12 protein-coding genes are annotated in these 13,986 nt (G+C 40.6%); 11 read left to right on the top strand and 1 reads right to left on the bottom strand.

The window, feature by feature from the left end; all coding sequences use genetic code 11:
- Positions 1 to 131: 131 nt before the first annotated feature.
- A complete protein-coding gene (locus tag ACXAEO_RS17965; RefSeq protein ID WP_474883373.1) occupies positions 132 to 503 on the top strand; it encodes a YisL family protein in 372 nt (123 codons plus the stop codon).
- 32 nt (positions 504 to 535) lie between these two features.
- On the opposite strand, the gene ACXAEO_RS17960 is transcribed toward ACXAEO_RS17965, so the two are convergent.
- Positions 536 to 1,096, bottom strand: coding sequence for a DUF2777 family protein (locus tag ACXAEO_RS17960; RefSeq protein WP_474883372.1), 561 nt, complete (start codon positions 1,094 to 1,096; stop codon positions 536 to 538).
- Positions 1,097 to 1,279: 183 nt separating this feature from the next.
- Between ACXAEO_RS17960 and asnB the strand changes: the two genes are divergently transcribed.
- The 10 genes from asnB to ACXAEO_RS17910 all read left to right on the top strand — a co-directional run bounded on the left by asnB (position 1,280) and on the right by ACXAEO_RS17910 (position 13,979).
- Positions 1,280 to 3,127 carry an asparagine synthase (glutamine-hydrolyzing) gene (gene asnB, locus ACXAEO_RS17955; protein WP_474883371.1) on the top strand — a complete coding sequence of 616 codons (1,848 nt, stop codon included), beginning with the start codon at positions 1,280 to 1,282 and terminating at the stop codon, positions 3,125 to 3,127.
- Positions 3,128 to 3,606: 479 nt separating this feature from the next.
- Positions 3,607 to 5,136: a phytoene desaturase family protein gene (locus ACXAEO_RS17950; RefSeq protein WP_474883370.1), complete on the top strand. Its 1,530-nt coding sequence runs from the start codon at positions 3,607 to 3,609 to the stop codon at positions 5,134 to 5,136.
- On the top strand, positions 5,133 to 6,623 hold the full coding sequence (locus ACXAEO_RS17945) for a phytoene desaturase family protein (protein WP_474883369.1): 1,491 nt from the start codon (positions 5,133 to 5,135) through the stop codon (positions 6,621 to 6,623). Before ACXAEO_RS17950 ends, ACXAEO_RS17945 begins: the two co-directional genes overlap by 4 nt.
- A complete protein-coding gene (locus tag ACXAEO_RS17940; protein WP_474883368.1) occupies positions 6,589 to 7,425 on the top strand; it encodes a phytoene/squalene synthase family protein in 837 nt (278 codons plus the stop codon). The genes ACXAEO_RS17945 and ACXAEO_RS17940 overlap by 35 nt, the downstream gene beginning before the upstream one ends.
- Before the next feature lie 180 nt (positions 7,426 to 7,605).
- Positions 7,606 to 9,261, top strand: a complete 1,656-nt coding sequence (locus tag ACXAEO_RS17935) for an outer membrane protein assembly factor BamB family protein (RefSeq protein ID WP_474883367.1) — start codon at positions 7,606 to 7,608, stop codon at positions 9,259 to 9,261.
- A gap of 449 nt (positions 9,262 to 9,710) precedes the next feature.
- On the top strand, positions 9,711 to 11,096 hold the full coding sequence (locus ACXAEO_RS17930; protein ID WP_474883366.1) for an alpha-amylase family glycosyl hydrolase: 1,386 nt from the start codon (positions 9,711 to 9,713) through the stop codon (positions 11,094 to 11,096).
- Positions 11,097 to 11,158: 62 nt separating this feature from the next.
- Positions 11,159 to 12,211 (top strand): LacI family DNA-binding transcriptional regulator, encoded by a 1,053-nt coding sequence (locus ACXAEO_RS17925; RefSeq protein ID WP_474883365.1) that lies wholly within the window; start codon positions 11,159 to 11,161, stop codon positions 12,209 to 12,211.
- 193 nt (positions 12,212 to 12,404) lie between these two features.
- Positions 12,405 to 12,905: a DUF4489 domain-containing protein gene (locus tag ACXAEO_RS17920; RefSeq protein ID WP_474883364.1), complete on the top strand. Its 501-nt coding sequence runs from the start codon at positions 12,405 to 12,407 to the stop codon at positions 12,903 to 12,905.
- Positions 12,906 to 12,923: 18 nt separating this feature from the next.
- Positions 12,924 to 13,463: a DUF4489 domain-containing protein gene (locus ACXAEO_RS17915; RefSeq protein ID WP_474883363.1), complete on the top strand. Its 540-nt coding sequence runs from the start codon at positions 12,924 to 12,926 to the stop codon at positions 13,461 to 13,463.
- 33 nt (positions 13,464 to 13,496) lie between these two features.
- Positions 13,497 to 13,979 (top strand): DUF4489 domain-containing protein, encoded by a 483-nt coding sequence (locus ACXAEO_RS17910; protein ID WP_474883362.1) that lies wholly within the window; start codon positions 13,497 to 13,499, stop codon positions 13,977 to 13,979.
- Positions 13,980 to 13,986 lie beyond the last annotated feature (7 nt).

The raw sequence follows: 13,986 nt of genomic DNA, 5'->3' as shown, positions 1-13,986 counted from the left end.
CGCCGCTTGGCCAACCCGTTTTCCCTATTTTCGTCATTTTTGTTACATCAGCACGTCTAATATTTCGCGAAAGCTTTATTACATGATATGATGAAAAAGAAAATAATTTGGAATAAGGAGGATTTATCCTGATGACACACGCTCATATTACGGCTTGGGCTGTTGGAATTATTTTGTTTTTTGTGGCGTACACGATGTATAAAAACAGAAACCCTAAGGTGAAAATGGTTCATATGACGACTCGTCTTATGTATATTTTAATCATTATCACTGGATTTTTACTTTACCAATCTATTATGAAAACCGCTACTGGCAATATACATATGTGGTATGGCATGAAAATGCTTGTTGGTATCTGGGTTATTGGAGCAATGGAAATGGTATTGGTCCGTACGAAAAAAGAAAAAAGTACGAACGGAGCTTGGATTCAATTTGTCATTGCTATTCTAGTCGTTTTATATCTTGGCTTACGATTACCGATGAACTGGGCCCCTTTTGCTTAAAAGCTATATTAACAGAAAAAACGCTTGATGACTTAGTTCATATACATAGTCATCAAGCGTTTTCCATTGTGTAGAGTAAATTCGAAGCGGTCAATGGTTCGTTCGTTTCGCTCAAAAAAATGGTGAATCGAACAAACCTCTTCTCCGTTGTCAAACGTTAGAAAATTCACCCCGTTTTTCACCGAAGCCTTTTCTTGGAAATGTAGACCATTAAAGCAGTAAATACAGTCGTAAAGCGAAAAATTCAAGTCATTCAAATAGCGGGTGAGTTGGGCGAGTGATTGCCGTGCAAGTTCCTCGAGTAGTTGTTCGTATGCATGCTGTAAAGTTTTTCGAACGCGAATGTAATCCCCTTCTTTCAGCATGTAAGCTTCACCGTTTGCTTGGATGATATCATCGCCTACCCACATCGCTTTATGCCAGCGTTGATTTAACTGAATTTCAAGAGAATCATCTGCAATTTCATCAAGCATAAAGGCCTCATCACTTTCATCATCAAAAAACACCCATTGCTTATCAATTCGCTCCATCATGCCGTAAATAAACGCACGCGGCTGTTCCTTTAAAAAGTGCAGTCGAGATTGATAGCCCATCTACACACCTCTCTTTTTTAAAATGATGTTTCTATGTATCTTATTGCCCAAAAAGATTCGCTTTATAACTTGTTCGCTTGGAAATCTCGTTGGACAAAGCAACGGGGCGTTTACCGTTGCATAATATGTCATTATTCAACAGAGTCAAATGCCTATATAAACAGAAGAGAGGATGAGGAAGGTATGTGTGGAATAACAGGCTGGGTTGACTTCAAGCGCGGCTTGACAGGTGAGCATGAAGTGGTGCGTAAGATGGCAGAGACCTTATCGAGAAGAGGCCCGGATGATACGAATGTTTGGACGACGAAGCATGCAGCTTTCGGTCATAAACGACTTGTAGTGGTAGATCCAGAAGGCGGGAGACAGCCGATGGGAAGAGGGAAAGACGGTCGAGAGTATACGATTTGCTATAACGGTGAGCTTTATAATACAGAGGATATTCGAAAGGAATTGTTAAAGCGAGGGTATACATTTCAAGGACATTCGGACACAGAAGTGCTTTTAACTTCTTATATAGAATGGAAAGAACAATGCACTGAGCATTTAAATGGTATCTTTGCTTTTGCCGTATGGGATGCACAAGAGGAAAAGTTATTTATCGCGCGGGATCGTCTAGGTGTGAAACCGTTGTTTTATCGTGCTTATCACGGAGGGCTGCAATTTGGTTCAGAGCTAAAAGCATTGCTTGCACATCCAGAGGTGAAAGCTGACATTAGTTTGGACGGCTTGGCCGAGGTGTTTGGACTTGGACCATCGCGTACTCCAGGGCACGGTGTCTTTAAAGGAATCGAGGAATTACGCCCAGCCCATGCTATGACGTTTACTAAGAACGGTTTAAACATATGGCGTTATTGGAATGTTAAAAGTGCGAAACATACAGATTCGTTAGAAGAAACAACTGAAAAGGTTCAATTTTTATTGAAAGATGCGATCACAAGGCAGCTTGTATCAGATGTTCCGTTATGTACGTTTTTATCAGGAGGAGTCGATTCTAGTGCGATTACAGCGATTGCTGCTAACGCATTTAAAGAAGCAGGAAAGGGAGCGCTCCACACGTATTCTATTGACTACGAAGATAATGAAAAATATTTTAAGGCCAACGAGTTTCAACCGAATTCTGACGGGGTTTATATTCAAAAAATGTCAGAAGAATTTGGAACGATTCATCAACGCTGTGTTATTCCGACAGAAAACCTTGTTGATTATTTAACAGAAGCCGTTCGTGTGCGAGATTTGCCGGGAATGGCTGATATTGATTCTTCGCTTCTTTGGTTTTGTGAAGAAATTAAAAAGGACTTTGTCGTGAGCCTATCGGGAGAGTGTGCCGATGAGATTTTTGGGGGATATCCTTGGTTTCACCGAAAGCATGATTTAGCTTCTGATTCTTTCCCGTGGATGCGCTCAGTAGATGCCCGTATCGATTTATTAAAAACAGACTGGCAGACGAAGTTAAATCTAGAGGAGTATGTTCAGGCACGTTATGAAGATACCATCATTGAAACCCCGATTTTGGATGGAGAATCGTTGGAGGATACTCAGCGGAGAAAAATGTTTTATATGAACATGATTTGGTTTATGCCAACGTTATTGGATCGAAAAGACCGGATGAGTATGGGAGCCAGCTTGGAGGTTCGTGTGCCGTTTGCCGATCACCGGCTTGTCGAGTATGTATGGAACATTCCGTGGGAGATGAAGATGATCGGAAATCAAGAAAAGGGAATTTTGCGTAAGGCGCTTGAAGGGATATTGCCACATGACGTACTGTACCGCAAGAAGAGCCCATATCCGAAAACACATAATCCGGCTTATACAAAAGCGGTCAAAAAATGGCTTGAGCACCTTCTTGCGGATAAAAGCTCAGCTTTGTATGAATTTTTTGATGCAGATAAGCTGAACGGCATCGTTCAGTCGGAAGGAAAAGAGTTTACCGTACCGTGGTTCGGACAATTGATGACAGGACCACAGTTACTGGCTCACTTGGCTCAAATGCATATTTGGTTTAAAGAATACAATGTCAATGTTGTAGAGTAATCGATCTAGAAAATTCGACATGACTAAAGAGCGGTCATGTCGAATTTTCTAGACCTAAGCGAAGCGGATGAGGTCATGCAGGACGTCTGAAAAGCCTTTGTGAACATCTTTCCATTAAATAAACCGATGTCGAGATATTAGGTGACATGTATATAGTGCTGTAAAATGGACCGTTACAAAAACCAGTCATACGAAGGGTTTTGATAAACGGTCCATTTTGCATAAGAAGAAAAATCATCGTCGTTCAACTAGTTTATGGCTTAATGGACAACCTTTTTATTCGAGGAAGGCGGTGAGATATTTGTTTTTATTCAAGGGATACTTTGAACAAAAATCTTCCAAACTTCATCTAATCGATACAGGTTGGAAGCCAGTCAATAAAATGTCCATTAAATGGAAAAGAGTTTATCATTGAGTTTAAAAATAAATATTTGTATAATGTTTGTATAACTTATGTATAACTTTTAGGAGGACCTTTCATGCCTAAACAGGTCATTGTTATAGGGGCAGGACCCGGAGGATTAGCGGCTGCGATGTTATTGGCCAGCAACGGATATAAAGTAGATGTATATGAAAAGCAAGAGTATGTTGGCGGGCGAAATAGCGCCATTGAACTTGATGGATACACATTTGACATGGGGCCGACCTTTTTAAGCATGCCTCACATTGTGGAAGAACTTTTTGCGGCTGCTGGACGCAGTGCGCACGATTATATGGACTTAAAAAAGCTAGAGATGATGTATGAGTTAGTCTTTAATGATAAAACGATTCAAATGTCTTCGAATTCAGAACGAATGAAAGCTGAAATGGAGCGGGTATTTCCAGGAAGCGGTGAAGGGTATGAACGTTTCATGAAGGATACAGCTAGGAAAATGGAGGCTCTTATGCCTGTACTTCAAAGCCGAATGGATAAATTTAGCCATTACTTGCGCTGGAGTGTGCTAAAAGCTCTTCCTTCTTTATCTTTAGGGAAAAATTTATATGATGTGCTGAGCCATTATTTTTCTGAAGAGCAGTTAAAGCTTGCATTTACCTTTCAATCTAAATATTTAGGGATGTCTCCATGGGAATGTCCTGGTGCCTTTTCCATCCTCTCTTATATGGAACATGCATATGGTGTGTACCATCCAATCGGAGGAGTGAATCAGCTACCAAAAGCCATGGCTGCTGTTGTCAAGGAGCATGGAGGAAGCATTCACCTCGGTACGGGTGTTCAAAAACTATGGGTAGAAAAAGGAGTGGTAAAAGGAGTCATTCTGGAAAATGGGGAAGCTGTTTCAGCTGACGATGTTGTCATTAACGGTGATTTTGGCCATGTTATGACGAATCTGCTAGATGATGGAGTACTGAAAAAATATAAAAAAGAAAAACTAGAAAAAATGAAATATTCTTGTTCGACTTTCATGATTTACCTTGGAATCGACAAACAGTATGATTTGTCTCACCATACTATTCTTTTTGCGGACGACTACAAGAAGAACGTTGAGGAAATTACAAACACTCTAACTCTATCAGAAGATCCGTCCATTTATATTCAAAATGCCGGGGCGACCGATCCAACATTAGCACCTGAAGGGAAATCGACCCTTTATATTTTAGCGCCCGTCCCGAATAATTTTAGCGGGATTGAATGGGAAAAACACGAAAAAGAATTTCGCGACGTCGTGCTGAAAATAGTGAAAGAGAAAACGGGTTTACAAGATTTAGAGGATCATATTGAAGTTGAAAAAATTATTTCACCTAAGCAGTGGGAAGAAGAGATTTACGTTTATAAAGGAGCCACCTTTAATTTGGGGCATCAATTGTCTCAAATGATGGTTTTGCGCCCGCACAATCGCTTTGAAGAATTAGATTGTTGCTGGCTTGTTGGGGGCGGTACCCACCCGGGGAGCGGTCTTCCTACAATTTTAGAATCGGCCCGCATTACGGCAAAAGCGATATTTGAACGTGATAAACAGATGGTTGATTTGTCTATCCAATCCATTAAAGAATGGGAGAGAGCGTTATGAAAACAGCTATTATCGGGGGAGGTGTCGGCGGTCTAATTACCGCTTTGCTTCTCTCCAAGCGCGGCTTTCAAGTGGAGATTTTTGAAAAAGAGGAACGGCTAGGCGGCCGTTTGGTGTTTGTTGAAAGAGATGGGTATCGTATTGATGAGGGCCCGACCATTGTACTGCTTCCGGAAATGCTGATGTCGATTTTGGATGAAGCTGGGATAGAACGGAACCGTTATGAGCTTCTTCAATGTAATCCGCTGTATACTCTTCACTTTCCGGATGGAAGCACATATACGAAGTTTGCAGACATTGAAAGGCAGTTGGCGGAAATTAAAGAGAAGTTTCCTGGAGAAGAAGCGCATTTTATGCAATTTTTAACAGAAATGAACGCCCGTTTCTTGTCTGGAAAACGTGCCTTTTTAGAAAAATCTTTCGTCCGAAAGCGTGATTTTTGGACGTTCCAAAATATGAAGACGTTATGGGACATGAAAGCTTACCAGTCTGTGCAAGACTTTACCTCTTCTTATTTTCAAGATGAGAGGCTCCGGCAAGCTTATGCGCTGCAAACCTTATATATTGGGGGGAATCCGCTCTCGGCACCTGCGATGTATTCACTTATCCCGTATAGTGAGCATGAACATGGCATTTATTATGTGAAGGGCGGCTATGCGAGCCTAGTCGAAGTCATGGAAGAAGAACTTATCTCCAGAGGAGTGGCCATTCATAAACAAACCCCTGTACAAACCGTACGGATAGAAGGGAAGAAGGCTAAAGGTGTGGTTGCCAATGGAAGAATGCTTCCGTTTGACGCGATCGTTATGAATGGAGAGTTTCCTTCGATGACCCCGCTTGTGCAAAAAAAATTGAAAAAGTATATTCCATCATCAGGATGTGTACTGTTTTACTTTGGATTAAATAAACAATACGAACATGGAGAAGTTCATCAATTTTTTATGGGTGAAAACTTTCAGCAACATATGGAACAAGTATTTAGCACGAAGGAAGTACCGACAGACCCTTCTTTTTATACGTTTAATCCTTCGCTACTTGACCCGTCTCTTGCACCGGAAGGCAAGAGTGTTCTATATGCGCTTGTTCCGGTTCCTGCTGGAACTCATATTGATTGGGAGAAGGAATCTGCCTTCCAGGAGCGCATGATTGATGAAATAGAACGACGAGCTTTTCCGAACCTTCGTCAGTCCATCGAGTGGATGGACGTGCGGACACCAAAAGATGCTGCGCAGTTTGGACTGTATGAAGGAGGGAGTTTTGGAATTGCACCTGCTTTTCTTCAGTCCGGTGTGTTTCGCCCTCAATATAAACCATTTGAGTATGAAAATGTATTCGCAGCAGGCGCATCTGTTCATCCTGGAGGAGGAGTTCCTATTGTGATGCAAGGAGCAAAATTACTAGCAGACTACTTGATTGAACAACAGTCAGCTGTAGAAAAAGGAGCGGTGGAACATGGACACATTAAAAAAAGCGTATCGTCACTGTGAGAACATAATAGCAGAACACTCTAAAACTTTTCACAAGGCGTTTTCTTTTTTACCAGCCGAACAAAAAAAAGCGGTATGGGCTGTGTATGCGTTTTGCCGTAAAGTAGACGACATGGTCGATGAAGGGCTTCGTCCTCATGAAGAACTACAGCAATTTGAGCAAGAGTTTGAACAATTCAAGCAAGGGATTCTCCTAACACATGATGATATGTGGCTGGCTCTTGGGGATGTTTTTCAGCGCTTTGAAATGAACGTCCAAGCATTTGATGACATGATTGCGGGACAACGAATGGATTTAACGAAAGTCGAATACATGTCTTTAGAAGAAGTTAAGCGATATTCCTATCATGTCGCGAGCACTGTGGGCTTAATGCTGCTTCCTATTTTAGCTCCTAAAACGCATCATCAGTTGAAAGAACAAGCGATTGCGCTTGGAGTTGCCATGCAGATTACGAACATTCTTCGGGATGTCGGAGAAGATTTGGAGAGAGGGCGCATTTATCTTCCGCGTGATTATATGATGAAATATGGATATACTGTTGAAATGCTTCAAAGGAAGACGGTTAATTCAGCTTTTGTGGCTTTATGGGAAAGTCTTGCAAACGAGGCGGAGACCTTATATGAAAAAGGACTGGATTCGCTAGAACTTTATCCGGTCGCTTCCCGTTTACCTTTAAAGGGAGCGGCTCATTTATATCGAGCTATATTGGCATCTGTACGGAAAAAAGGCTATAACGTATTTCAAGCGAAGCATTTTGTCACAATTGAAGAAAAGCAAAGAATTTTAGAAGAGATTTCATAACGGTCATGCTGAGGGTGAAAAGCTGGTTGGAAAGTATGTGTATTCATACAAACCAACCGGCTTTTTTTGTTAAAATTAGATGACATTCGAATCATTTCTGCCTTTTTCGACAGAATCCTTTCGTGCAAATTGTTATAGTATAAGTAGTCTGAAAGTCGAACGATTGGGGGAGGGAAGAGGATGAAAGAAATTAAGTTGTTTGTCCCAATGCTGTTTTTAGCGTTACTTCTTGTGATAGGCTGCTATAAGGCATTGCAAACGGGTGTAAAAGTTCCGGTCATCCATGTGGATTCCGAAAGTGCCCGAGAGTTTGAGGTAGGGCTGGAGGAAAAGAAAATCAATGACCAGTTGACGAAAACTTACGCTGATACGCTTCTGTTTCACGAACAAAGCATTCCCCATTTATCTTATAAAATGGCCGGTGATACAGAGGCAGCCATTCAAACGTCCTTTCCATCAGTTTATTCTGAAGTGGACGGTGTGCTAACTTTTCGTGGCAATCATTACCGTGATGAGCCTGCTTATGGCCAAATTGAAGAGAATCCAAAGCAACTTGTTCAAGCATGGGAATTTATGACGAAAAGAAGCCCTGATTGGGGAGGCGGTGCTGGATGGACAGGACAGCCTGCAATTATTAGATGGGACCCCGAAGTGATGGCTGTGATGAACATCTATAAGAAGTTTCAAGAGCGAAAGGATTTTGTGGAAGTTGTATACGGCTCATTAGATGGCCGCATTTACTTTTTTGATTTACAATCTGGAGAGTCGTCTCGTCCTCCTATCGATATGGGGAACGCTATTAGAGGCAGTGTGGCGCTTGATCCGAGGGGATACCCTCTCTTATATGTAGGACAAGGAGTAGCTCAAACATCTAAAACGGATATTGGTTTGCGCATTTTCAGTTTAATTGACGGGCAGCAATTGACGATGATTGAAGGAGTGGACTCATTTGCCTATCGGAAATGGGGAGCATTCGGGAGTGCCCCTTTAATTAATCGAGAAACGGATACGTTAGTTGTTGGAGGAGAGAATGGTTTAATGTACCATATTAAACTCCAAACGAACTTTGTAAAAGAGAACAAAACCATTACTGTAGACCCTTTAATATTGAAATATCGTTATCATGTAAAAGATAATTTTCATTATGGCATTGAAAATTCATTGGCTGCGTATAAAAATGTGATTTGGTTTGCGGATAATGGCGGAAGTATTCAAGCGTTCGATGTCCATAAGAATCGTCCAGTCTGGGCATTGCCGAAAACAGACGATACGGATGCAACGATTGTCGTAGATGAAGAGAATGGAGATACACCTTACATATATACTGGAACAGAAGTTGATAAACAAGGCAATCAAGGTGTTGCCCGGTTACGTAAAATGAATGGATTAACAGGAAATGAAATATGGTCTGTTACGTACCCTGCCTTTACAGTGAAAGGGAAAAATCCCATCAACGGAGGGGTGCTTGCAACTCCTGTTAATGGAAAGCATGAAATCAATGATCTTGTTATTTATACAATTGCTCGGACGCCATCAATGGACAAAGGTTTGCTTGTGGCATTAGATAAGCAAACGGGAAAAGAAAAATGGCGTTGGGAGATGCCTTGGTATGCATGGTCTTCGCCAGTAGATGTATATGATGAGCAAGGAAGAGCGTATTTAATTCAAGCAGATTCATCGGGAATGATGTATCTATTGTCGGCAAAGGATGGAACCGTGCTGTCGAAAATTGACCTTGGTCATAATATCGAAGCGTCTCCAGCTGTATTTAATGACATGATCATTGTCGCAACAAGAGCGCAAAAAATATACGGCATTAAAATTTCAAATGAATAAAAAGAGAGAAATGGACCGTTACAAAGAACCAGTAACAATGGTTTTGATAAACGGTCTATTTTGCATAAAAAGAAAAAACTCATTTGCTAAAAAAATTTGGGCTTATTAGAAAGTCTCCTGTCTTTTTTATATATCTTCCACCTAATCATTTGAACCGCTTCATCTAATGGATGGCGTTTACAAGAGGTGTTTCCCCTGAATAATCATTCAAAGGTTCACCCAAGCAGATGACGACAATCTTGTAAGGAGGGTGCTATCCGCTTGGGTGTAGTAAGTTGATCTATATAGAAAAAGTTTTCAAAAATGGGAATAGAGATGAAAAAAGCATTGAGAATATTTCCATTACTTGTATAATAGAATAAGTGGGTTGCAAGCGATTTCATTTCTTGTTTTTGGAAAAATATTAAATTGAAAGTTTGCAACCGAGAGAGAGGATGAAAGGCAAGAGGATGAAGAAAGATAAACAAATAATGGCTTTGCTTTTCCTCGTGTTTAGTTTGTTTGGCGGTGTATCATTATATGAAGCGGAAGCGGCAAATCGAACATGGCAAGATGAGTCCATCTATTCCATTTTGATTGATCGTTTCAACAATGGAGACCCAACAAATGACCGAGAAATTGAATTAAATAATCCGTCAGGTTACCATGGCGGAGATGTGAAAGGGATTATCGATAAATTAGACTATATACAGGGGATGGGCTTCACGGCTATTCTTTTATCTCCTCTGTTTGAAAGCAATCGCTACGATGGGAGCGATGTGCAAAATGTGTATAAAATAGACGAGCAGTACGGAACGATTGAGCAGTTGGATGAGCTGATCAAGCAAGTGCATCATCGTGATATGAAAATATTGTTAACTTTTCCGCTTTTAGAGAATGAAGCAGAAATGGAAAAGGCTGCTTTATGGTGGATGAATCAGCTGGACTTTGACGGCTATTCTTTATCTTCTTTGGATGAAAAGCCGCTCGCTTTTTGGAAAGGCCTTGTCAGCAAATTAAAAGAAACATCGGCTGAATTTTACGTAATAGGGTCGTCTTCAAGTCAACCATCGGCACCGTTTTATCACGAGGCAAAGTTTGATTCAATTATCGATTTAGCTTTATATGAGCAAACGGCGACGACGTTCAGTAAGATAAATGTTTCTCAAGAAAATTTGTACAAGCAGTGGGAAAAAATCAGTCAGTCGTATTCCAACCCGTTTGCTATCCATACGATGATCGATGGGGAAGAGACGGTTCGCTTTACGCGAAAGGCGCTGGAAAATAGTCATCATCCAGGAACTCGCACAAAACTAGCAATCACGTATTTATTTACTTCACCAGGCATTCCTATTACGTATTATGGGACGGAGATTGCTTTAGACGGGGGAGTGAAGCCTGATAATCATCGGTCGATGAATTTTCGTGTTGAAAAAGAGCTTATTGATTATATGACAAAAGTGAATGAGCTCAGAACACAGCTGCCATCTTTACGAAAAGGCACTTTTGAGTTAATGTATGAGAAAACAGGAATGATCATTTATAAGCGCACATATAAAGATGAAATGACCGTTGTGGCCATTAATAACACAGATGAAACACAAATAATCGACTTGTCTGCAGAACAAATCGGAGCGAAAAAAGAACTGCGAGGATTATTGGAAGAAGACATGATTCGTTCAGAAGAAGGAATATACCGTCTGGCGCTTGATCGTGAAAAGGCCAATATTTACGTATTGGGAGAGAAGACAGGGATCAACGTGAAGTTTGTTATAGCCATGATTATTGTTTATGGCAGTTTTATGTTATTTATTTATTCCATTTGGCGCCGAAGTAAAAAAGAGAAAACAAAGTAAAATATAACCTATTTTGTAAGCGTTTAACAGATGAGCGCGTATAGGGAGAGGAGGGTATCAAGATGGGCGTAACCATCAAGGATGTGGCCAACTTAGCTAATGTTGCGCCTTCCACCGTTTCAAGGGTCATTGCGAACAGTTCAAGGATTAGTGAGAAAACGAAGCAGCGTGTTCGATTGGCGATGAAAGAATTGGGCTACCATCCAAATATCATTGCAAGAAGTCTTGCAAATCAATCAACACAGGCAATTGGAGTTGTGATGCCGAGCTCTGCCGATAAAGTATTTCAAAATCCATTCTTTCCAGAGGTTATTCGAGGAATTAGTACGGGAGCCCATGAAAAAAAGCATGCTCTTTATATGTCAACCGGGGAGACGGAGGAAGAAATTTTTCAAGAAGTTGTTCAAATGGTTCAAGGGCGCCGAGTCGATGGCATCGTCTTATTGTATTCAAAAGTGGATGATATGATTTTGCCGTATCTTCAAGAGCGTGAGGTACCGTGTGTGGTTATCGGGAAGCCATTTAAAAATGGTGAAGGGGTATCGTTTGTTGATAATGACAATTTTCGTGCAGGGCGTGAAGCGACCGAGTATTTAATCCAAATGGGCCATGAAAGAATTGCCTTTGTTGGAGGAGATTTAGATCTTGTTGTGACGATTGACCGTCTAACTGGATATGATAAAGCTATTAGGGGTGCGAACTTGTCTTATCGGGATGAATACATTATTCACCAAGAGTTTTTGCGAGAAGGAGGAAAAGAAGCAGTTCGAAAGCTGATGTCATTGGAGGAAAGACCGACAGCGCTCGTTGTCGCCGATGACCTGATGGCACTTGGGGTGTTGAATACATTGGATGAAATGGAAATTTCTGTTCCGAATGACATTTCCATTGTCAGTTTTAATAATGCTTTAATCGCCGAGTTGGCGAGTCCTGCTTTGACTTCTGTCGATATTAATATTTTTGAATTAGGGTATCAAGCTGTTCAATGTTTGATTGACCAATTTGAATATCGTTATCAAATGGTTAAGCAAATTAAGGTGCCGCATCATATTGTGACACGTCAATCTTGTAAACAATTGGCAAAAGAGCGTAAAGAAGAGCCTGCTCAAAGATAAATTTTTTGGCCGTTGAGACATGTATCTCAACGGTCTTTTTTATGCGGATTCTGTTAAACCAGTTCTTAAAAAAACCGTCTCGTAACATCTTTTACGGATACTCAATACGATTTTTAAAACATTGCATACAATGTAATCACATGGTAAATGGAAGTCAGTTGAGTCGACATGCTAAAGTGTGAGGGAGGAACGTATGGATAATAACGTTAATGTATCATTTGTGAAGTGTGGCAAGGTCTTCAATCCTGATTTACCATCTCAGTTAGAAAGAAATGACCCGCCTTTGTTGTTAGCAGAAGTCCATGTTACTCCAACTCTTGTTAAAAGGCCGTGTGTTCTTATTAAGTTCTCGGAGTTTATTCATTTTTCGTTATTCGGTCTTAATCCTAAAATAAAACTGCTGTATCGACTAGTTCGAGAACCAATCGAAACAAAGAATGCGCAAATTTTACAGGAATGGGAATTTGAATTTGAATCTCTAGAGGCACTAGAAGTGGCTAATTTGGACACCAATCAACCGACCGTCCTTAACTACTGTGATTGTTTAGGGTGTTCCGCCAGTGAAGATGTAACATACAAGGTAGAAATCATCCAAATTGAAACGAACAATGTCCGGAGCTATCGAATTACAAATAAAAGCATCACTGCCACCATTCTCAACGAAGCTTCTAATCAGGTGAAAAGTTCATTTTAGAAAAGGAGAGGTGGCGACGTGGAAAAGCGAGCATTCACTTCTGAGCCTAAACTCTATATTCGAACAGAAGAAAGAAAAATTGCTGAGGTCAGTAGACAGGGATATGTTCATCGCTTTGTCCCTTTTGTAACATGCGGGGACATTTTTCAGCCGGTCTTACCGTTGCGATTGAACAAAAAAAATCAGCCGCTGCGACTTGCTCAATTAACCATTAATACAGAAGGAACAAGTGACGTATGTGTGTTAATCAATTTTTCGTGTTTTATCACATCAGTTTTAAAAGAAGAACGATTCAACGATTTAGTGTTTCGTTTGACGCGAACTTGCGCGTCCAGCTTTAAACCGCAAATTTTAGAGGAATGGCCGTTTAGGAGACAGTTTGTCAATGATACGAACATTAAAGAGCCTTTCGTAGTGAATTTTTGTGAAGGTTTAACTAGGAACGATGCTAGGTTTACTTATATCATTGAACTGGCTGACGTGAAGCTATCTGAACAGTCCTTTTATAACATTATACAAAAAAGTATGACCGCTCAAGTTTATGACGGATCGAGGTAAATACGGAATGATCTAAAAAAGGAGAATCCATCCATGACGATACAATCGCGCGTCCCTTTTTTGAATTGCGGAAAAATACGGAAGGTCAAGTTGCCTGCTAAGTTAACTAAACATGACAAAGCGATTAACTTGGCTGAGGTTAGTGTTAATCTTCGAAAAGCGAAAGCACCGTGTATCCTGTTAAATTACTCACAAATTTTAGAGTTTAACATTTTTGATTCTAATCCATTATTAAAAATTGTTTATCGACTTGTTCGCCAATCTCATACTACAGGGAGAAGCCGTATACTAGAAGAATGGACTTTTAAAGCAGCAGAAGTTGTTCCGACTAACGTACAGCAAAATATTAATACAATTGAACCGCTTGTGCTCAATTATTGTGATTGTTTAGATGATAGGTGTGAGCAATCTTTTACGTATATTGTGCAGCTTGCAGAAATAGACAGCAACAATACAACCTTTCGGATAACAACCCAAGACATATCGGCTATTGTTAGTCGTGGGGAAGCAGAATAAGCGTCAG

This window comes from Bacillus sp. ABA4_010, from assembly GCF_056159105.1.
This window is presented reverse-complemented; position numbering and strand designations above follow the sequence as displayed.

Excerpts from the sequence above, each read along its gene's own strand:
- ACXAEO_RS17965 (WP_474883373.1), top strand. The coding sequence starts at position 132 with ATGACACACGCTCATATTACGGCTTGGGCTGTTGGAATTATTTTGTTT.
- ACXAEO_RS17960 (WP_474883372.1), bottom strand. The coding sequence starts at position 1,096 with ATGGGCTATCAATCTCGACTGCACTTTTTAAAGGAACAGCCGCGTGCG.
- asnB (WP_474883371.1), top strand. The coding sequence starts at position 1,280 with ATGTGTGGAATAACAGGCTGGGTTGACTTCAAGCGCGGCTTGACAGGT.
- ACXAEO_RS17950 (WP_474883370.1), top strand. The coding sequence starts at position 3,607 with ATGCCTAAACAGGTCATTGTTATAGGGGCAGGACCCGGAGGATTAGCG.
- ACXAEO_RS17945 (WP_474883369.1), top strand. The coding sequence starts at position 5,133 with ATGAAAACAGCTATTATCGGGGGAGGTGTCGGCGGTCTAATTACCGCT.
- ACXAEO_RS17940 (WP_474883368.1), top strand. The coding sequence starts at position 6,589 with ATGGACACATTAAAAAAAGCGTATCGTCACTGTGAGAACATAATAGCA.
- ACXAEO_RS17935 (WP_474883367.1), top strand. The coding sequence starts at position 7,606 with ATGAAAGAAATTAAGTTGTTTGTCCCAATGCTGTTTTTAGCGTTACTT.
- ACXAEO_RS17930 (WP_474883366.1), top strand. The coding sequence starts at position 9,711 with ATGAAGAAAGATAAACAAATAATGGCTTTGCTTTTCCTCGTGTTTAGT.
- ACXAEO_RS17925 (WP_474883365.1), top strand. The coding sequence starts at position 11,159 with ATGGGCGTAACCATCAAGGATGTGGCCAACTTAGCTAATGTTGCGCCT.
- ACXAEO_RS17920 (WP_474883364.1), top strand. The coding sequence starts at position 12,405 with ATGGATAATAACGTTAATGTATCATTTGTGAAGTGTGGCAAGGTCTTC.
- ACXAEO_RS17910 (WP_474883362.1), top strand. The coding sequence starts at position 13,497 with ATGACGATACAATCGCGCGTCCCTTTTTTGAATTGCGGAAAAATACGG.